The following is an 18783-nucleotide window of genomic DNA, read 5'->3' as shown; positions in this document are numbered from 1 at the left end:
ATCGGGGCTCATCGCACGATGAAACGCTCGAGAGCAGGGGTGGCGGGTGCAATGGTAAGATCGGGCCTCGTTTTTGCCAGCCCGACATCATGACCCGCCCGCCCATCAGCTTCGAATTCTTTCCGCCCAAGACGCCCGAAGGCGTAGAAAAACTGCGCAACACCCGCCGCCAGCTAGCGCAGTTCAAACCCGAATTCTTCTCGGTGACCTTTGGCGCAGGCGGCACCACGCAGGACGGCACCCGTAGCGCCGTGCTGGAAATCCAGCAGGAAGGCTTCGCCGCCGCACCGCACCTGTCGTGCATCGGCTCCACGCGCGAAGCCGTGGCCGCATTGCTGACCGATTACCGCGCCAACGGCATTCGCCGGCTGGTCGCGTTGCGTGGCGATATCCCATCCGGCATGGTGGACGTGGGCGAATTCCGCTATGCCAGCGAGCTGATCTCGTTCATCCGCGCCGAGCACGGCAACTGGTTCCACATCGAGGCCGCGGCTTATCCGGAATACCATCCGCAGGCGCCGTCGGCCGAGGCCGATCTGCGCAACTTCGTGACCAAGGTGAATGCCGGCGCTAATGCGGCAATCACGCAGTACTTCTTCAACGCCGATGCGTATTTCCGCTTCGTCGACGAAGTGCGTGGCCGTGGGGTGACGATCCCGATCTATCCCGGCATCATGCCGATCCAGAATTTCACCCAGCTCTCGCGCTTTTCGGAAATGTGCGGCGCCGAAATCCCTCGCTGGCTGCGCTTGCGGCTGGCTTCGTTCGGCGACGATAGCGCCGCGATCCGCGCCTATGGCCTGGATGTGGTGACCGAACTTTCGGACAAGTTGCTGGCGGGGGGAGCCCCGGGCCTGCACTTCTATACGCTGAACGCCGCCGGCGCGGTCAGCACCGTGTGCCAGCGCCTGGGGTTCTGAACGCGTACCTCGCCGTACCCTGACCAGAAAGAAAAAAAGCGCCATCGACATGGCGCTTTTTTTCTTTCCGTATGGTCCGGTGCCGGGCCGCACAGATCACCAACGGTAATCACCAAAAAAAGAAACCCCGGTCCAAGGGGAGAATGACCGGGGTATAACAGCCCCGGCACGCTGCCGAGGCACCCGCTCAGGGAGGAAAAGCGGGAGGTGCAGGGGCGCACCTGACTCTTAAGATAGGAATCGCTTAAGAAAGTTCAAGCCGAGCTATTCACCGCCTGTCGATTCGTATTCGGCGGCTGAAAACCAGCCGCCAACAATCTGCTCGGTAATCTCCATGCCCTGCTTCTTCAAACTTGAAAAAAGCTGCACGGTGATCAGCGAATCGTCTTCGAACTCCTTCTCCACCGCGCGCAGGATCTTGGTCTGTTCCTGGCGGCTGAGCTTGTCCGACTTGGTGAGCAGGCAGTGCACCGGCTTGCCGGTGGTGCGAAACCAGTCGAGCATGCGCCGGTCCAGCTCGGTGAGCGGGCGGCGCGAATCCATGATCAGGACCAGCCCGATCAGGTTGGCGCGACTGACAAGATACTGTCCCAGCAACTTCTCCCAGTGCGCGCGTACCGATGCGGGCACTTCGGCGTAACCGTAGCCGGGCAGATCGACCAGGCGGCGTTCGTTGCCGAAATCGAAATAATTGATGTGCTGGGTGCGCCCCGGCGTCTTGGAGACGAACGCCAGGCGGGTGTGATCTGCCAACGTATTGATGGCACTGGACTTTCCGGCATTGGAACGTCCGGCGAAAGCAACCTCCAGACCTTCTTGCGGTAAAGAGCGAAGATCATTGACGGTGGTCAAAAACGTAAGGCCGCGGAACAGGGACATGGGTGTGTGGTGGGGTAAAAAGTCTTCGTATAGAATAACAGGATTTGATCACTGGCCCGCTTTCAGCCGGGCCTGAATAAAGCATCGCAAGAGGGAGCAAAAATATGCGCAGTGCGCCTTTGGTCGCAACGCTTGCAGCGCTGGTGATGATGAACCCGACCGCCTTCGCGGCCGGCAAGGGCGACCCTGCCAAGGGTAAACAGATCGTCGATCAGGTCTGTGCGGCCTGTCACGGCGTGGACGGCAACAGCGTTGCCTCCGCCAACCCCAACCTCGCGGCCCAGCATCCGGAATACATCGTCAAGCAATTGAACGAATTCAAGACCCAGATCCGCAAGAACCCGGTGATGCTGGGCATGGCGTCGCCGTTGTCGGCCGCCGACATGCAGAACGTGGCCGCCTATTATTCGTCGCAGGCGCCGAAGGCCAAGGGCGCGTCGGACAAGGCATTGATCGACGCCGGCAAGAAAGTGTATCGCGGTGGCATCGCCGCCAAGGCCGTGCCCGCCTGTATGGCCTGCCACAGCCCCAACGGCGCCGGCATTCCCGCGCAATATCCGCGTATGTCCGGCCAGCACGCGGCGTATACCGAAGCCCAGCTCAAGGCGTTCCGCTCTGGCGAGCGCGGCAACAACTCGGTGATGACCCAGGTGGCCGCGCGGTTGTCCGACCAGGAAATCAAGGCTGTCGCCGAGTACATCCAGGCGCTGAACTGAGCGCCGCCCCATGCGGGGTCGATGGCAGAACAGCGGCCGGCTTATGCCGGCCGTTGTCCTTGGATATCCCGGTGTCGCAGTGTCGCCCGGCCACCGTTTCCACGCGGGCCGGAACCAATCCGGCCATCCCCGCACCAAGAGGCGGCAACGCCTGGCAGCGCCAACCGCCGCCACGAAAAGACCATAGACAGGTTCTTCAATTGGTATGACCGAGAAACGCCTCCGACACCTTTCCTTTGGCCGCGCATTGTTCGACCTGCTGTCGTCCATGCGCTTCGCCATCGGCCTGCTTTCCGTGCTGGCCATCGCCTCGGTGATCGGCACCGTTCTCAAGCAGAACGAACCTTACGTCAATTATCGCATCGAGTTCGGTGACTTCTGGTTCAGTTTCTTCGAGCCGCTGGGCCTGTTCGATGTGTATCACGCCGCGTGGTTTCTGCTGATCCTGGTGTTCCTGGTGCTGTCAGTGTCGCTCTGCATCTGGCGCCACCTGCCCGGGATGCTGCGCGATATCCGCAGCTTCCGCGAACACGCCAGCCACAATTCGCTGCGCCTGATGTCGCACCACGTCGAAATGGATGGCGAACCCGCGCGCGATGCCGTGGAAGCCGGGCTGACCCGGGCCGGGTTCCGCTTTCGCGTTCGCGAGGCCGATGGGGTCCGCCTGTACGCCGCCAAGAAAGGCATCGGCCAGCGCCTGGGGTATTTCTTTGCCCACGCGGCCATCGTGGTGATCTGTATCGGCGGCCTGCTCGACGGCAACCTGCCACTCAAGTTACGCGAACTGACGGGCAGCAAGACCCCGGAGCTGCGCGATGTGCCGCAAAGCCAGGTTCCGCCGCAAAGTCGGCTCGGCACCGATAATCCGGCCTTTCGCGGCAACGTCACCATCCCGGAAGGCGGCACCGCTGACGTGATCTTCCTGAATGCCGGCCAAGGCTACTTCGTGCAGGACCTGCCCTTCGCGCTGCGTCTGAAGCAGTTCCATGTCGAGCATTACAGCACTGGCCAGCCCAAGCGTTTCGCCTCGGAGGTGGATGTGCTGGACCGCAACAGTGGCGCGGTATTGAAAAGCGCCACGGTCGAAGTCAACAAACCGCTGGTGTACGACGGTATCGCCATTTACCAGTCCAGCTTCGGCGACGGCGGTTCGCCGTTGACGTTCGCCCGGTGGGACCTGGGCGGGGCGGCGCAGCCACAGCCGTTGCAGGCGCGCTCGCAGGCCAGCCAGGCGCTCACGGCGGGCGGCAACGAATACACGCTGGAGCTGGGCGATCTGCGCGTATTCAATATCGAGAACATGGGGCGCACCGAAGCCGAGACCTCCACCGTCGCCGTCAACCGTTTCGAGCAGGCGCTGGCGGATGCGCAGTCGGTCAAGGCCGACCACAATCTGCGTAACCTGGGGCCGTCGGTGCAGTTCAAGCTGCGCGACGCCGCCGGGCAAGCAGTGGAATACCTCAACTATCTGGCGCCCTTCTCCGCCGACAATGCGCTCTACCTGCTGTCCGGCATGCGCCGCGAGGTGTCGGCACCCTTTGCCTATGTGCGCATCCCGCTGGACGACGCGGTCACGCCGGTCACCTTCATGCACCTGCGCGCCACGCTGCTCGACGCCAGCCTGTACCCCGAGATCGCGCGCCGCACCACGCAGAAGGCGTTCCAGAGCGGCGGCTTCTCGGCCACCAAGCGCGAGCAGTTCCAGGAAGTCACGGAAAGCGTGCTGACCCAGTTCGGCAACGGAGGTTTTCCGGCGCTCGATCGCTTCCTCCAGGCCAAGGTGCCGGAGGCGCAGCGCGCCACCGTGGCGCAGACCTACCTGAAGATTCTGCAAGGCGCGGCCATCGATGCGCTTGAAGTGGCGCAGGAACGCGCAGGGCAGCCTGCCATCACCATGGATGCCGAGCACTATCGCTTCCTGATGGACAGCCTGGTGGCCGCCAGCGCGATGTTCGAATATGGCGCGCCGGTTTACCTTCAGCCCACCGGCTTCGAGGAGGTACAGGCCAGCGGCTTCCAGCTCGCGCGCGCGCCCGGCCAGACCATCGTCTACCTGGGCTGCCTGCTGCTGGTAATCGGCATCTATTGCATGTTCTATCTGCGCGAAGAACGAATCTGGCTGCGCAGCGCCAATGGCCGCACCCTGCTGGCCATGGCGGCCAACCGACACGACAGCGAGCTGGACCAGGCGTTCGATCGCTACCGCACGCTGCTGCTGCCCCATGGCGGCACCACCGAGGACTCCCCCGATGCACGCACTTAGCCGGAAAACCCCGTTCGACTTCATATTCGCCACGCTGATCGCGGCGACGGGGCTGTTTGCACTGTCGCGCTATCGCGAGTTCATGGATGTCTACGAGCAGGGCATCCTGCTGGCATCGATCGCCGGGCTGATCTGGTTCGGCTGGTTCTGGCCGGCGATGCGCTGGTTCCTGCCGGCCTGCGGGCTGGTGGCGCTGGGCGGCATCGCACTGTATCAGGGCGATCTCGAACGTGGCGCCACCGTGTTCGGGCTGCGCTACCTGCTATCGAGCCAGTCGGCCGTAATGTGGATGTGCGTGCTGTTCTTCCTGGCCACCGCACTGTACTGGCTGGGCCTGCTGCGGCGCTCGGGCACCGCGCTGTCGATCGCATCCGGGCTGACCTGGGCGGCGGCGGGCGCCGCGCTCGTGTCCAAGCTGGTGCGCTGGTACGAGAGCTACCTGGTCGGCGCGGATGTGGGCCATATCCCCGTCTCGAACCTGTATGAAGTCTTCGTGCTGTTCTGCCTGATCACGGCGCTGATGTATCTCTATTACGAAGCACGGTTCCAGGCACGCACCATGGGTGCGTTCGTGCTGCTGGTGATCAGCGCCGCCGTCGGCTTCATCCTGTGGTACAGCCTCGACCGGCAGGCGCACGAAATCCAGCCGCTGATCCCGGCATTGCAATCGTGGTGGATGAAGATTCACGTCCCCGCCAACTTCGTCGGCTACGGGGCCTTTGCCCTGGCCGCGATGCTGGGCGTGGCATGGCTGCTGGCAGTGCCTGCGACGATTCCGGCATCCCGCTCGCGCAAGCTGGCCCTCTATCCCGTGGCGGCACTGCTGGTGGCCGCTGGTACGCTGTTCTTCCTCAAGGCTGCGGAATGGTTTCCGGACCTGGGCTCGGGCGTAGGGCTGGTGACGCTGTTCGTCTGGTCCGCCGGCGGCATGATCCTGCTGGCGCTCAACCGCGGCGCCCTGGCCAGTTATCTGCCCCGCCCCGCCACGCTGGATGAAGTGGCCTACAAGGCCATCGCCGTCGGCTTCCTGTTCTTCACCATCGCCACCATTCTGGGCGCGCTGTGGGCAGCGGAAGCCTGGGGCGGCTACTGGAGCTGGGACCCGAAGGAAACCTGGGCGCTGATCGTCTGGCTGAACTATGCCGCCTGGCTGCATGTGCGGCTGGTGAAGGGCTGGCGTGGCGAGGTGCTGTCGTGGTGGTCGGTGGTCGGACTACTGGTCACCACCTTCGCGTTCATCGGGGTCAACATGTTCCTTTCCGGACTACACTCTTACGGAAACCTTTAAGATCGCATCGCAGCAATAGCTCTCATGCCACCCGAATCTACCGTTTATCGGCGAGCATGCAGGTGAAACGCCTTTTTTCGTAAGAAAAAGCTGGGAAGCTCGTCCCATTCCTCATACAGTACAAGGGCATTCCTGTCGTATCGGGAAAAGGAGGAACAACATGGCCACGATCTATCACAAAACAGAACTGGGCCAGCAGGAACTGGTCTCGCGCAGCGGTCAGGTACCGCCCAAGGCGCGACAGTTACTGATCATGGTCGATGGTCGACGCAGCTTCGACGATCTCACCGCGCTGATGCCGGGCGCGGTGGAAGTGGTCCGCCTGCTGGAACAACTGAAGCTGATCGCCCCCGCAGGGGCCGCACGCACCGTCGATACCCCGGTGGTACACGGCATGTACGACAAGCTGCCGACGCTGGAGCGCATGCACCTGGTCAAGCGGGCGGTACTCCAGATAGCGCGCGAGTACCTGGGTGAAGGGTGGGAGTCGCGCCTGACCGAGCGTTTCGCCGCGCTGAGCGAAGGCCCGGAGCTGGAAGCACTGATCGAGGAATGGCTGACCGCCCTGCGCCGTTCGGGCCACCGTGGCGCAGCCGATAGTGGACAACGCGCCGTCACAGCCATCCTGGCCGGTTGATCCGGTCGTTTCCAGCAATAAAAAAGCCGACGCAAGCGTCGGCTTTTTTATTGGCGATCCCGATTACTCGGCGACAGCCTTGGCACCGTTCAGGTTGGCCACGGCCAGGTTCGCACCGCGAACCAGGGACATCAGCTCAACACCTTCCGGCAGCTTCAGATCGGACAAGTGCACGGAGCCGTGAGTGGCGTCCAGGTGGCCCAGGTCGACTTCGATGAAGTCCGGCAGCTTGGTGGCAACGCAACGTACCAGCACTTCGTTCAGGATGTGGCTGATCGAACCGCCTTGCAGCTTCACGCCGACGGAGGTATCGCCGTTCACGAAGTGCAGCGGCACCTTCAGTTCCACCTTGGTGGAATCATCGACGCGCTGGAAATCCACGTGCAGCACCAGTTGGCGGAACGGGTGGTATTGCACATTGCGCACCAGTACCTGTTCGGTTTCGCCGCCCACGGTCAGCTTGACCAGCGCGGTGTGGAACGCTTCGTCCTGCAACTGGTAGTACATGCTGTTGTGATCCAGGGCGATGGCCTTGGGATCCTTGTTGCCGCCGTAGACGATACCCGGCAGCTGGCCCGCTTTGCGCAGGCGGCGGCTCGCACCAGTGCCCTGCAATTCGCGCGCTTGAGCAGAAATTTCGTAAGTCATGATATTGATTCCAGTCTGAATGAACACGCGCCAACCGCGACCAGATGGCACATGATTTGGAGGATGATTCCCCCAAATGGCAAAAGCGTGGCCCGTGGGCCACGCCGTAAATTCTTAATCGACGAACAGTGAGGAAACCGATTCCTCGTTGTTGATGCGCCGCATCGTTTCGGCCAGCAGGCCGGCAATCGACACCACGCGAATCCGGTCGGACACCTGGGCGGCCTCCGACAGCGGAATGGTATCGGTCACCACCACTTCGTCCAGATCCGATTGCAGGATACGCTCGACGGCCGCGCCGGAGAACACCGGATGCGTGGCATAGGCCAGGACGCGCTTGGCGCCATGCTGCTTGAGCGCGGCCGCAGCCTTGCACAGCGTATTGGCCGTATCGATCATGTCATCGATGATCACACAGGTGCGGCCGGACACATCGCCGATGATGTGCATCACCTCGGCTACATTGGCCTTGGGGCGACGCTTGTCGATGATGGCCATGTCCACGTTCAGTTGCTTGGCCATGGCGCGGGCGCGCAGCACGCCGCCGACGTCCGGGCTGACGACCATCAGGTCTTCGTGCTGTTGGGCACGGATATCCGACAGCAGTACCGGCGTGGAATAGATGTTATCCACCGGGATGTCGAAGAAGCCCTGGATCTGGTCGGCGTGGACATCGACGGTCAACACGCGATCGACGCCGGCCACCTGCAACATGTTGGCGATCACCTTGGCCGAAATCGGCACGCGCGCCGAACGCGGGCGCCGATCCTGCCGGGCATAACCGAAATAGGGAATGGCGGCGGTGATCCGGCCGGCGGATGCGCGCTTGAGCGCATCGACCATCAGCATCACTTCCATGATGTTGTCGTTGGTGGGAACACAGGTGGACTGCAACACGAATACATCGCGGCCACGCACATTTTCCAGCAACTCGACCGTCACTTCACCATCGGAAAACCGCCCGACCGTGGCACGGCCCAGCGAGATGTCGAGATGATTGACGACACTGTCGGCAAGCTTGGGATTAGCATTGCCAGTGAACACCATGAGGCTGTCGTAAGCCATTTCCGAACCCTGAAAAAACGAAAAGCGTGTAACGGGTGTACACGCTTTTCTGTCTTCGATCTGGCAGGGGAGGAAGGATTCGAACCCTCGAATGTCGGAATCAAAATCCGATGCCTTAACCAACTTGGCGACTCCCCTAACGAACCTGCTCGCTAATCGCTTGCAAATCCGTATAACGGGTGCTGAGCGATTGTTGCGGCCTGGAATCCGGCCGTCGCGTCAGGAAGCCGAGATAATACACAGGCACTTTCGGTTTGTGAAGCGGTAAATGCAAAAACACAGGCGCCGGAACCGGTCATGCGCGCCGGCGCGAACTGCGCCAGCCAGTCCCGCGCGGCGGCCACTTCGGGAAACAGCCTGCACGCCACCGGCTCCATATCATTATGCGTGGCGGCGTAATCGATGCCATCGGGCGAGATGAGCGGCGTATCGCGCACCAGATCGGCGGCACCGAAAATGGCCGGCGTCGGCACGTGCACACCCGGGTGCAGCACCACGAACCAGCCTTCCGGCGTCGTCACCGGCGTCATGATCTCGCCGATGCCTTCGACAAAGGCATTGCGGCCAAACACGAAGAACGGCACATCCGCCCCCAGCTTCAGGCCGATCTCCATCAATCGCGTGCGCGCCAGATCCAGATGCCACAGCCGGTTCAGCGCCAGCAGCACCGTGGCGGCATCCGAACTGCCGCCGCCCAGGCCGCCGCCCATGGGCAGGCGCTTCTCCACCCGGATGTCCACACCCAGGCCGCAGCCGGCTTCGGCTTGCAACAATCGCGCCGCGCGTACGGTCAGGTCGCTGTCCGCCGGCACCCCCGGGATGGGGTTGTGCAGGACCACTTCACCGTCGGCCCGCACGCGCAATTCGATGGTGTCGGCAATATCGATCAACTGGAACACCGATTGCAGCAGGTGGTAGCCATCGGTACGCCGGCCGACGATATGCAGGAAAAGATTGAGCTTGGCCGGCGCGGGAAAGGCCTGCCAGGCCGGAAGGCGCGAATTGCTCATGGCCAGGTGGATACCGCGACACGAACTTCCAGTGCCTCGCGCTTGAGCACCAGCCGCTTGGGAAACGGCGCGGCATCGTAGAACGACACCTGCCAGCCGGCCTGCTCGATGCTGCGGCTGGCGGCCGGCTCGGCGGACAACTCCTTCACCGGCAGCGAGGGGGCTTCACGCCCTTCGATCCACCAGCGCAACTGGGCGACTGGCAGCGTCAGCCCGGTCAGCTCCGTCAGCAATTGATCCGCGTCGTCCGCGTGCGCTTCGCGACCATCGGACATCCGGATCGAGGCTTCCTGCGGCGTTGCGATCAACCGGGCCCGTGTTTCGCCCAGCGGGCTGCCCAGCTCGACGGTCACCGTTTCGCCGCTGCGCCGCCACCGGAAGTTGGCATTCTCGTTGACGTGCCGGCCATCGACCTCGCCACGCGCGACCAGGCGCCCATCCGCGGCAAAGTCACTATGGACGGGCGCGCCATCGGGTGGCGCCACCGACGCACAGGCAGCCAGCCACAGCGCGGCGCCCATGGCCGCGCCACGCCCCAGCCATCGCCTCACGGCTGTATCCCCAGCCGCTTGCCGGTTTCCTGCAACACCTCGTTATCCGGCGTCTTGGCCAGCGCGGCGCGATAGATTTCGCGCGCCTCGCCCTTGCGGCCCAGTTGCCACAGCGCTTCCGCCAGATGCGCCGCGATTTCGGGGTCGTCCATCAGCTTGTGGGCGCGAGCGAGCGCCTCCTGCGCCTCGTTCAGCCGCCCCTGCTTGAAACGCAGCCAGCCCAGGCTGTCCAGGATGACGGCGTTATCCGGCTCCAGCGCAATCGCGCGTTCGATATATCCGGCGGCTTCATCCACGCGGTCGGTACGGTTGACCAGCGTATAGCCCAGCGCATTCAGCCCGGTGGCGCTATCGGGTTTCAGTTCCAGGTAGCGGCGCAGATCGGCCTCGGCGGCCGGCAGGTTACCGTTGAGATCGGACACCAGCGAACGATCGTAGAGCAGATCGGTGTTGTCGGGGTGCCGCTTCAGCGCCTCGGACAGCGTGGTGTACGCGCGCGGATAATTACGCATTTCGCGCCAAAGTTGCGCTTCGATCTGCGCCTTTTCCACCTGCTTTTCCGGCGTATCGGCCGGCAGCGCGGCCACCAGCGCCTGGGCATCGTCCACCCGGTCGAGCTTGGCGTACACCCGCACCAGGCGAAGTTGCGCGGCGGACTTGAGTTCGCCGTCGGTACGTTCGTACCAGGTGGCGGCATCGGCAAAGCGCTGTTGTTGCTCGGCGATCTGGCCCAGGTAGAAACGCAGGCTGCCGCTATGCGCCTGGGCGCGCGCCTCGGCCGCGCTCAGGCGGGCGTTGGCCGTGTCCAGATCGCCCGATTCCAGCGCCACCAGCCCGGAGCCGACCAATGCCTCCAGATCGTCCGGCTTGAGTTCCAGCACCTTCTGGTAGGCGGCGGCGGCTTCGGGATAACGCTTGTTCTCGGCATACAGCCGGGCCAGCGCGTTCTGTATCCCGGCGGATTTGGGCAGCACCTTGGCGGCCTGTTCCAGTTGGGCGATGCGCACCGCCGCCGGTTGATCTTCCAGCAACTGGGCGCGGTAGAGCAGCGAGGCCTCCCAGCCCGGACGCAGCGCATCCACCTTGTCCAGCTCCGCCAGCGCATCGCTCGGGCGCTCGGTATTGGCGTAGGCCACGGCAAGCGAAAAATGCGCCTCCGGCATGTCCGGGTAGGGCGCGGTCAGTTCCTGGGTCAGCTTCAGCGCCGCCTTGCGGTCGGTCTGTTTGTCCCACAGGCGGTGAATCTGGAGCAGGAAGGGCGCGATTTCCTTTGGTTGCGCAGCAAACAGCGCCTCCAGGTGCGGACGCGCTTCTTCCAGCCGGTTGGCGCGGATCAGCAGGCTGACCATCACCTGATGGGCCTCGGGTGACTGCGGCGATTCGGCCACCCAGCGCGAAGCAGCGTCCAGCGCCTGGTTGAGCTGGCCAGCGGCGATGGCCACCTCGGTCGCGCGACGGGCCACACGGGGATCAGCGCTCTGCTGTGCCAGTTCGACCCAAGCCTGCGAGGCCAGGCCGGTATTGCCGCGCTGCAAGGCGATGTCGCCCACCAGAAAGCGCAACAGCATGTCCTCGCTCAGCTCCTGCTTGGGATAACGAGCTTCTTCCGCACGGCGTGCGGCGGCGGCGCTGGCGTCGATGGCATCCGGTTCGCTGGCGGCATCGGCCACCGGCTCGGCAGAAGCGAGCGGCCGGCCGGTGGCACAAGCACCGAGGGCAAGGGACAGAACCAGGACAAGAAGCGCTGGCAGGCGCACGCGAGGGGTGGTGGGCATGGCACAATCCGCGGGTTGGAAAACAACGCGCACGCGCGCGATGCCTTCGGGTATCGATGCTGCCGCAACCCAGGGATGATCCGCCTGTAAAGGCTGGACAAACGCTCCCGGGCAAAGGGCAGTCTATGTGGAGTTTTAAATAGGCGTTCCGGGCCCGATTTCAACGGTATGCGACCGAACAGAAACCGGCCACCTGTTCATGCCTTGCGCTGTGGCGCGCATCGCAGCGCGGCGGCCCGGCCAAACAGGCCGCAGCCATATTAAGTGAATTCCCGTCCGGCCGTCCAAACGCGAGAGAGTCCGTTCCGTCATGCCTGAACTGCCCGAAGTCGAAACCACGCGCCGCGGTATATCGCCGCACCTGGAGGGCGCCCATGTTGCGCAGATGATCGTGCGCGAACGCCGCCTGCGCTGGCCGATCCCCGCCGAGCTACCCGACGTCATCGTCGGCCACCGCCTGCTGGGGCTGAGCCGGCGCGCCAAATACCTGCTGTTCCGCTTCGAACACGGCACGCTGATCGTGCACCTGGGCATGAGCGGCACACTGCGCGTACTGACCGAACCGTTCCCGCCCGAGAAGCACGACCACGTGGATATCGTGCTGGACAACGGCCGCCGCCTGAGGTTTCGCGACCCCCGCCGTTTCGGCGCGATGCTATGGCATGTCGGCGCGCCGGAAGCACATCCTCTGCTGGCCGAACTGGGGCCGGAACCGCTTTCCGAAAGCTTCAATACCGACCATCTCGCTCAAGCGCTCGCCCGTCGGCAGGCCGCGATCAAACAAGTGATCATGGACAACCATGTCGTGGTGGGAGTGGGTAATATTTATGCTTCGGAATCATTGTTTCGCGCGCGCATCGATCCGGCTCGCGCAGCGGCCGGGCTGAGCGGGGAGGAAGTTGCCCGGCTGGTCGTCGCGATTCGCGAAACATTGACCGATGCAATCAATGCCGGTGGCACCACCCTTCGGGATTTCGTCGACAGCGACGGCCGCTCCGGATACTTTCTGCTTCAGTGCTTTGCTTATGGTCGGACAGGAGAGCCCTGCCGGGTGTGTGGAACGCCGATCCAGCAAATGCGCCAGGGCCAGCGGGCCACGTTCCATTGCCCGGCGTGCCAGCATTGACACAGTTGTACGACAACGACATAACGATATCGACGGGCCGCCCAGCGCGCCCGCATTCAGGGAGCTGTCCATGATGGATTATCTGCACCTCGACTCGCTGGCGGTGAACGACCCGTCCGGCAGTGACCGCCTGGTCGGCGACTTCCAGGCCTACAGCGCATGGCGCGGCCAGCTCTCGCAGTCGGTATCGCAACTTGCACGCTGGCTGAACGAGCAGGATCTGGACGACGCCCAGACCCAGCACCGCGTGCAGATCCTGCTGGACAAGCTCAAGGACGACAAACTCAACATCGCCTTCGTCGCCGAGTTCTCGCGCGGCAAATCCGAGCTGATCAACGCCATCTTCTTCGCACACTACGGCCAGCGCGTGCTGCCGTCGTCCGCCGGGCGCACCACGATGTGCCCGACCGAACTGTTCTACGATCCGCAGCAGCCCGCATCGATCCAGTTGCTGCCGATCGAAACCCGCAAGCAGAACGTCACCACCAGCGAGTACCGCCGCTATCCCGAGGAATGGACCACCATCCCGCTGGAACTGGCCAACGCCGAAGCCCTGCTCGCCGCGTTCCGCCAGGTGGGCTACACCAAGCGCGTACCCATCGACGAAGCCCGCGAGTACGGGCTGTTCAACGATGAAGACCCGGATCAGAAAATGACCATCGGCGCCGATGGCATGGTCGAGATTCCGGCCTGGCGCCACGCGTTGATCAACTTCCCGCACCCGTTGCTGGAGCAAGGTCTCGTCATCCTCGACACCCCGGGGCTGAACGCCATCGGTACCGAGCCGGAACTGACGCTCAACCTGCTGCCCAACGCCCACGCCATCCTGTTCATCCTGGCCGCCGACACCGGCGTCACCAAGAGCGACATCGACGTGTGGCGCAACCATATTGGCCGGGTGCAGGGCGGTACGCGCGGCCGGCTGGTGGTGCTCAACAAGATCGACGGCCTGTGGGATGACCTGAAGACCACCGACGAAATCGCCGGCGAAATCAATCGCCAGGTGGATACCACCGCGCATCTGCTGGGCGTACCCACCTCGCAGGTCTACCCGGTATCGGCGCAGAAGGCGCTGGTGGCGAAGGTGCACGACGACGACGATCTACTGGTGCGCTCGCAGCTCACCCGCCTGGAAACCGCACTGTCGCAGGAGCTGCTGCCGGCCAAGCAGGATATCGTGCGCGACAGCACCATTACCGAGGTCGAAGATATCGTCGGCTCCACCCGCGCCATCCTGTCGGTGCGGCGCGACGGCCTGGGCGAACAGCTCGGTGAACTGACCACGCTGCGCGGCAAGAACCACGACGTGGTCGCGCAGATGATGGAAAAGGTGCAGTCGGACAAACGCCACTTCGAGCAGGGGCTGGTGCGCTTCCAGGCACTGCGCAGCGTGTTCAGCCAGCAGACCAACCAGTTGCTCACGCTGCTGGGCATGGATGCCCTGAAGGCCGAGATCGCGCGCATTCGCGGCGAAATGGAACGCTCACTGTTCTCCTTCGGCGAAGGCGGCCTGCGCGCGATCATGGATCGCTTCTTCAAGGACGTGAACGGCAACATCAGCAAGTCCGCCGAACAGGTGGCGGAAATCCAGGCGATGATGGCCGCAATGTATCGCAAGTTCAGCGAGGAACACGGCCTGGGGCAGGTCACACCGCCGCCGTTCTCCACGTTGAAGTACCACAAGGAACTGGCGCGCCTGGAAAAATCCTTCCGTGAGCACTTCAACACCATCAGCAACCTGCTGACCACCAGCCAGGGCCGGCTGACCGCCAAGTTCTTCGAAACAGTCGCCAGCCGCGTGGTGTATGTGTTCGAAGTGGCCAACCGCGACGTGGACAACTGGCTCAAGGCCGTGATGGCGCCGATGGAAACCCAAGTGCGCGAACACCAGTTGCAGTTGCGCCGCCGCCTGGAGAGCATCAAGCGCATCCACAAGGCGACCGACACGCTGGAAAGCCGCATCGTGGAACTGGAAGACATGGATCGCCAACTGGAACACCAGGCGGCGGAACTCGAAAGCCGGTTGCGCGCGGTGTACACCACCTTGAACACCGACTTCAGCCAGCCCCGCGTCGCGGCCTGATCCGCGTCGGCCCCACCCACGACGCCGCCTTGTGCGGCGTTGTGCATTTCGGGTGGCGGCCTGCGATATCCGCCCGTCCGGCCCGCTTCATACGCGGTGTTTCACGCCTGTAGATAGCGCGTGGTATCGATGCGCCACTTGCGGGCGTCTTCATGGCCGATGATGCGATCCGCCCCCCCGTGCCCCACCCCCAGCGAAAGATCCACCTCTTCCGGTGGCACATAGGCATTGGAGCGCGTGGAAAAGACCACTTTCACCTGGGGCGTCATCAGGTGGCTGTCGTGTTGCTGCATCACCACCGCCAGCCTTCCGGATTCCAGCCGCACCAGCGAGCCCACCGGATAGATGCCCACCATGCGGATGAACGACTGCACCAGCTCCGGCTGGAAGTGGTGGTTGCTCCATTCCCACAGCTTGCGCAGCCCCTCCGGCGCGGTCACGCCCTGGTGGTACACCCGGTCGGCGGTGATCGCGTCGTAGACATCGACGATGGCGCTCATCTGCGTCAGCGGGGCGATCTGGTCACCGGCCAGGCCATGCGGATAGCCGGTGCCGTCCAGGCGCTCGTGATGATGCAGCACGATATCCAGCGCGATCTCGTCGATATCCGGAATCTCCTTCAGCAAGCGCCAGCCATCCTCGGGATGCTTCTTCATCACCGCGAACTCCTCCTCGGTGTAGCGCCCCGGCTTGTTCAGCACCGCGTCGGGCACCAGCATCTTGCCGGTATCGTGCAGCAAGGCGCCCAGCCCGGCGATGCGCACCGTTTCGTCGGCGCAGCCACGCGCCTGGGCGAAGGCCACCATCAAGGCACAGACGCTGACCGAATGCAGGAAGGTGTAGTCGTCCTTGTTCTTGATGCCCATCAGCCCGATCAGCGCGCCATTGTTGCGCAGCACGGATTCGGTGATGGTCTCGACCACGGTTTCCGCCTGCGCCAGCTCCACCGCCTTGCCGAGGCGCACGTCGGACATGATCGAACGCACCACGCTGTGCGCCTGCCGCTTGATCTGCTGGGCGCGCGACAGTTCGGCCGATACCTCCACCCGGGCCAGCTTGGCGGGCGGCTGGCGCATCACCGCTTCGAGTTCCTGCGTCAGCCGCGCCTCCACCGCCTCGCGCGTCGGCGCATCCGCCACGTCCAGGCCGCGCTCGGTGTCGATATACAGCTCGCGAATCCCCGCGGTGACGATGCGCTCGATCTCCTCCTGTTTGTGTACCTTGAAGCTGGAAAAAAGGAAGGGATGCGCAAGCCAGCCTGCGTTCAGGTCATGGACATACATCCCGGGGCGTAAAGTGGAGACAGGTATCTTTTTGATCATATCGATGGGTGGCCAATGGCTGAATGCCGGTTCATGACCTTTCGAATGTTGACTTTCCCAGCATGCACAAACTCAAAGTTGTCACCAAGGCAGAAGTAACAATCTACGATGCCATTCCGGACGGTGCCCGGCTGGTCGATGCACTGCGCCATGCCCAGGTCGGCCCACCCTTGCTGGCATGGCGTTGCGGCCAGGGTACATGCGGCGCGTGCGTGGTTCGCGTGCAGTTTCCCAACGGTATCGAACCGCCGCCGCTCACCCGGATGGAGCGCAATGTGCTGGCCCGCCATGGCCTGGGCGAAACGGAAGAGTCCGACGGGGTGGCTGACCCGGATCGGCTTCGTCTGGCTTGTCATGTTCGCGTGTCGTGCGATTTGGTCGTTTATATCAAAAATGACTAATATCCAAATGAAACGATATTTCATGGAATAAAGAAGTTTTGCCACACTGCCCCTGTCCTTATTCCAAAGAGCCAGGGAGCCAACCATGTCTTATCGCCAGTTGATCGCAGCCGTCGCGCTTGCCTTCGTATCCGCCGGCAGCTTTGCCGCTTCGATCGAGTTGCTGAACGTTTCGTACGACCCCACCCGTGAGCTGTACCAGGACTACAACAAAGCCTTCAGCGCCTACTGGAAGAAAAAGACCGGCGACGATGTGACCATCCGCCAGTCGCATGGCGGCTCGGGCAAGCAGGGCCGCTCCGTGCTCGACGGCCTGCAAGCCGACATAGTGACGCTGGCCCTGGCCTACGACATCGACGAAATCGCCGAGAAGGGCAAGTTGCTCAAGCCCAACTGGCAAAAGGCCTACCCCGACAACTCCTCTCCGTACACCTCCACCATCGTCTTCCTGGTGCGTAAGGGCAACCCCAAGAACATCAAGGATTGGGGCGATCTGGTGCGCAGCGACGTGAAGGTCATCACACCGAACCCCAAGACCTCCGGCGGCGCCCGCTGGAACTACCTGGCCGCCTGGGGCTGGGCCAAGAAACAATATGGCAACGATGACAAGGCGCGCGACTTCCTGCAACGCCTGTTCAAGAACGTGCCGATCCTCGACAGCGGTGCGCGCGGTTCCACGGTGACCTTCACCGAGCGCGGCCAGGGCGACGTACTGCTGGCGTGGGAAAACGAAGCGGTGCTGTCGATCCGCGAATTCGGCGCCGACAAATACGAAATCGTCGCACCCAGCCTGTCGATCAAGGCCGAGCCGCCGGTTGCCGTGGTGGACAAGGTCGTCGACAAGAAGGGCACCCGCAAGGTGGCCGAGGAATACCTCAAGTACCTGTATTCGCCCGAAGGCCAGGAAATTGCCGCGCGCAATTACTACCGCCCGATCGACAAGGGCGTCTACGCCAAATACGCCAAGCAGTTCCCCAACGTGAAGCTGTTCGACATCGACGAAGAATTCGGCGGCTGGGCCAAGGCACAGAAGACCCACTTCGCCGACGGCGGCGTGTTCGACCAGATCCAGGCCGCGAACGCCAAGTAACCCAGCGCGCATCACGCCCCGCCAGCCCAGCTGGCGGGCATTCCGAATCCGCCCCCCTTTATTCAAGGAATCCGATCATGAGTCTGCGTCTCGGCGACATCGCCCCCGATTTCACCCAGCAATCGTCGCAAGGCGAAATCCGCTTCCACGAATGGGCGGGCGAGCACTGGGTAGTGCTGTTCTCGCACCCGGCCGACTTCACGCCGGTGTGCACCACCGAACTGGGCTACACCGCCAAGCTGGGCGAGCAGTTCGCCCAGCGCAACACCAAGGTACTGGCGGTAAGCGTCGACCCGGTGGAATCGCATCACCGCTGGATCGCCGACATCAACGAAACGCAGAACGCCAAGGTGGACTTTCCCATCCTGGCCGACGCCGACCGCAAGGTGGCAACGCTGTACGACATGATCCATCCCGATTCGCTGGCCAACCTCACCGTGCGCACCGTGTTCGTGATCGATCCGTTGAAGAAGATTCGCCTGACGCTGACCTATCCGGCGTCCACCGGGCGCAACTTCGACGAAATCCTGCGCGTGATCGATTCGCTGCAACTGACCGACCGCTACAAGGTGGCCACGCCCGCCAACTGGCGTGATGGCGACGACGTGGTGATCGTGCCCTCGCTCACCGACGAAGCCGAGATCGCCGAGCGCTTCCCACGCGGCTACAACGCGGTGCGGCCGTACTTGCGGCTGACCGCCCAACCGAACCGGTGAACCGGTAAGTCCTTTCTGGCGAACTACAGCTTATATGCCAATTGCAGCACGCCCCCGGCAAAGCCGGGGGCTGGTCGCCCGAGGTGCGCCAAAGGCACCGGTTCTTCCTGATCGATTCCACTCCCCCCGCCCTCGCCGCCGCGAGGGGGCCTCGCTTTGCTCGGGGGTGTTTTGCCAATGCTTGTGGCTGGTTGCTGGGTGCTTCCTGGCGAACCGGTGGTGCATGCCAGTTGCAGCATGTCCCCGGCGAAGCCGGGGGCTGGTCGCCCGGGGTGTGCAAAGGCACCGGTTCT

At 63.2% G+C, this 18783-nt stretch carries 17 protein-coding genes and 1 tRNA gene; 10 read left to right on the top strand and 8 right to left on the bottom strand.

Translation table 11 applies throughout. The features are described from left to right. Positions 1-89: 89 nt before the first annotated feature. Complete coding sequence (metF, locus tag FAZ21_RS14400; protein ID WP_136774143.1) at positions 90-920, top strand: methylenetetrahydrofolate reductase [NAD(P)H]; 831 nt, start codon at positions 90-92, stop codon at positions 918-920. Between the two features lie 264 nt (positions 921-1184). On the opposite strand, the gene yihA is transcribed toward metF, so the two are convergent. Further along, on the bottom strand, positions 1185-1799 hold the full coding sequence (yihA, locus tag FAZ21_RS14395) for a ribosome biogenesis GTP-binding protein YihA/YsxC (RefSeq protein WP_136774142.1): 615 nt from the start codon (positions 1797-1799) through the stop codon (positions 1185-1187). Between the two features lie 104 nt (positions 1800-1903). Here yihA and FAZ21_RS14390 point away from each other — a divergent pair, with 104 nt between their 5' ends. From FAZ21_RS14390 to FAZ21_RS14375, 4 genes are all read left to right on the top strand, one after another. Next, a complete protein-coding gene (locus FAZ21_RS14390) occupies positions 1904-2515 on the top strand; it encodes a c-type cytochrome (RefSeq protein ID WP_136774141.1) in 612 nt (203 codons plus the stop codon). Between the two features lie 205 nt (positions 2516-2720). Then, positions 2721-4778, top strand: coding sequence for a cytochrome c biogenesis protein ResB (locus FAZ21_RS14385; RefSeq protein ID WP_136774140.1), 2058 nt, complete (start codon positions 2721-2723; stop codon positions 4776-4778). Continuing rightward, positions 4738-6066 carry a c-type cytochrome biogenesis protein CcsB gene (gene ccsB, locus FAZ21_RS14380; RefSeq protein ID WP_169307413.1) on the top strand — a complete coding sequence of 443 codons (1329 nt, stop codon included), beginning with the start codon at positions 4738-4740 and terminating at the stop codon, positions 6064-6066. Before FAZ21_RS14385 ends, ccsB begins: the two co-directional genes overlap by 41 nt. A 160-nt stretch (positions 6067-6226) precedes the next feature. Further along, entirely contained in the window at positions 6227-6703 is a 477-nt protein-coding gene (locus tag FAZ21_RS14375) for a hypothetical protein (RefSeq protein ID WP_136774138.1), read from the top strand. A 63-nt stretch (positions 6704-6766) separates the two neighbouring features. On the opposite strand, the gene FAZ21_RS14370 is transcribed toward FAZ21_RS14375, so the two are convergent. The 6 genes from FAZ21_RS14370 to FAZ21_RS14345 all read right to left on the bottom strand — a co-directional run bounded on the left by FAZ21_RS14370 (position 6767) and on the right by FAZ21_RS14345 (position 11752). Beyond that, positions 6767-7351 (bottom strand): 50S ribosomal protein L25/general stress protein Ctc, encoded by a 585-nt coding sequence (locus tag FAZ21_RS14370; protein WP_136774137.1) that lies wholly within the window; start codon positions 7349-7351, stop codon positions 6767-6769. A gap of 114 nt (positions 7352-7465) precedes the next feature. Continuing rightward, positions 7466-8416: a ribose-phosphate pyrophosphokinase gene (locus tag FAZ21_RS14365; RefSeq protein WP_136774136.1), complete on the bottom strand. Its 951-nt coding sequence runs from the start codon at positions 8414-8416 to the stop codon at positions 7466-7468. A gap of 61 nt (positions 8417-8477) precedes the next feature. Continuing rightward, positions 8478-8554 (bottom strand) — tRNA-Gln (locus tag FAZ21_RS14360). A gap of 14 nt (positions 8555-8568) precedes the next feature. Continuing rightward, positions 8569-9426, bottom strand: coding sequence for a 4-(cytidine 5'-diphospho)-2-C-methyl-D-erythritol kinase (gene ispE, locus FAZ21_RS14355; RefSeq protein ID WP_136774135.1), 858 nt, complete (start codon positions 9424-9426; stop codon positions 8569-8571). After that, complete coding sequence (locus tag FAZ21_RS14350) at positions 9423-9977, bottom strand: outer membrane lipoprotein LolB (protein WP_136774134.1); 555 nt, start codon at positions 9975-9977, stop codon at positions 9423-9425. Before FAZ21_RS14350 ends, ispE begins: the two co-directional genes overlap by 4 nt. After that, the gene (locus FAZ21_RS14345) at positions 9974-11752 is read right to left on the bottom strand and encodes a tetratricopeptide repeat protein (RefSeq protein WP_136774133.1); all 1779 of its coding nucleotides are present in this window, start codon (positions 11750-11752) and stop codon (positions 9974-9976) included. Before FAZ21_RS14345 ends, FAZ21_RS14350 begins: the two co-directional genes overlap by 4 nt. A gap of 310 nt (positions 11753-12062) precedes the next feature. On the opposite strand from FAZ21_RS14345, the gene mutM reads away from it, so the two are divergent. Together mutM and FAZ21_RS14335 are read left to right on the top strand one after the other, a co-directional pair. After that, a complete protein-coding gene (gene mutM / locus FAZ21_RS14340) occupies positions 12063-12878 on the top strand; it encodes a bifunctional DNA-formamidopyrimidine glycosylase/DNA-(apurinic or apyrimidinic site) lyase (RefSeq protein ID WP_136774132.1) in 816 nt (271 codons plus the stop codon). A 70-nt stretch (positions 12879-12948) separates the two neighbouring features. Next, complete coding sequence (locus FAZ21_RS14335) at positions 12949-14961, top strand: dynamin family protein (RefSeq protein ID WP_136774131.1); 2013 nt, start codon at positions 12949-12951, stop codon at positions 14959-14961. Positions 14962-15062: 101 nt separating this feature from the next. Here the strand turns inward: FAZ21_RS14335 and FAZ21_RS14330 are convergent, their stop codons facing one another. Then, entirely contained in the window at positions 15063-16283 is a 1221-nt protein-coding gene (locus FAZ21_RS14330) for an HD-GYP domain-containing protein (protein WP_136774130.1), read from the bottom strand. 23 nt (positions 16284-16306) lie between these two features. Between FAZ21_RS14330 and FAZ21_RS14325 the strand changes: the two genes are divergently transcribed. From FAZ21_RS14325 to FAZ21_RS14315, 3 genes are all read left to right on the top strand, one after another. After that, positions 16307-16684 carry a 2Fe-2S iron-sulfur cluster-binding protein gene (locus FAZ21_RS14325; protein ID WP_136774129.1) on the top strand — a complete coding sequence of 126 codons (378 nt, stop codon included), beginning with the start codon at positions 16307-16309 and terminating at the stop codon, positions 16682-16684. An 85-nt stretch (positions 16685-16769) separates the two neighbouring features. Continuing rightward, positions 16770-17774 (top strand): sulfate ABC transporter substrate-binding protein, encoded by a 1005-nt coding sequence (locus FAZ21_RS14320; RefSeq protein WP_136774128.1) that lies wholly within the window; start codon positions 16770-16772, stop codon positions 17772-17774. A gap of 77 nt (positions 17775-17851) precedes the next feature. Then, complete coding sequence (locus FAZ21_RS14315) at positions 17852-18490, top strand: peroxiredoxin (RefSeq protein ID WP_136774127.1); 639 nt, start codon at positions 17852-17854, stop codon at positions 18488-18490. Positions 18491-18783 lie beyond the last annotated feature (293 nt).

Source organism: Chitiniphilus eburneus (assembly GCF_005048205.1).
GTDB classification, from domain to species: domain Bacteria; phylum Pseudomonadota; class Gammaproteobacteria; order Burkholderiales; family Chitinibacteraceae; genus Chitiniphilus; species Chitiniphilus eburneus.
Note: the sequence above shows the minus strand (reverse complement) of the source record. Positions and strands in the feature narration are given on the sequence as shown.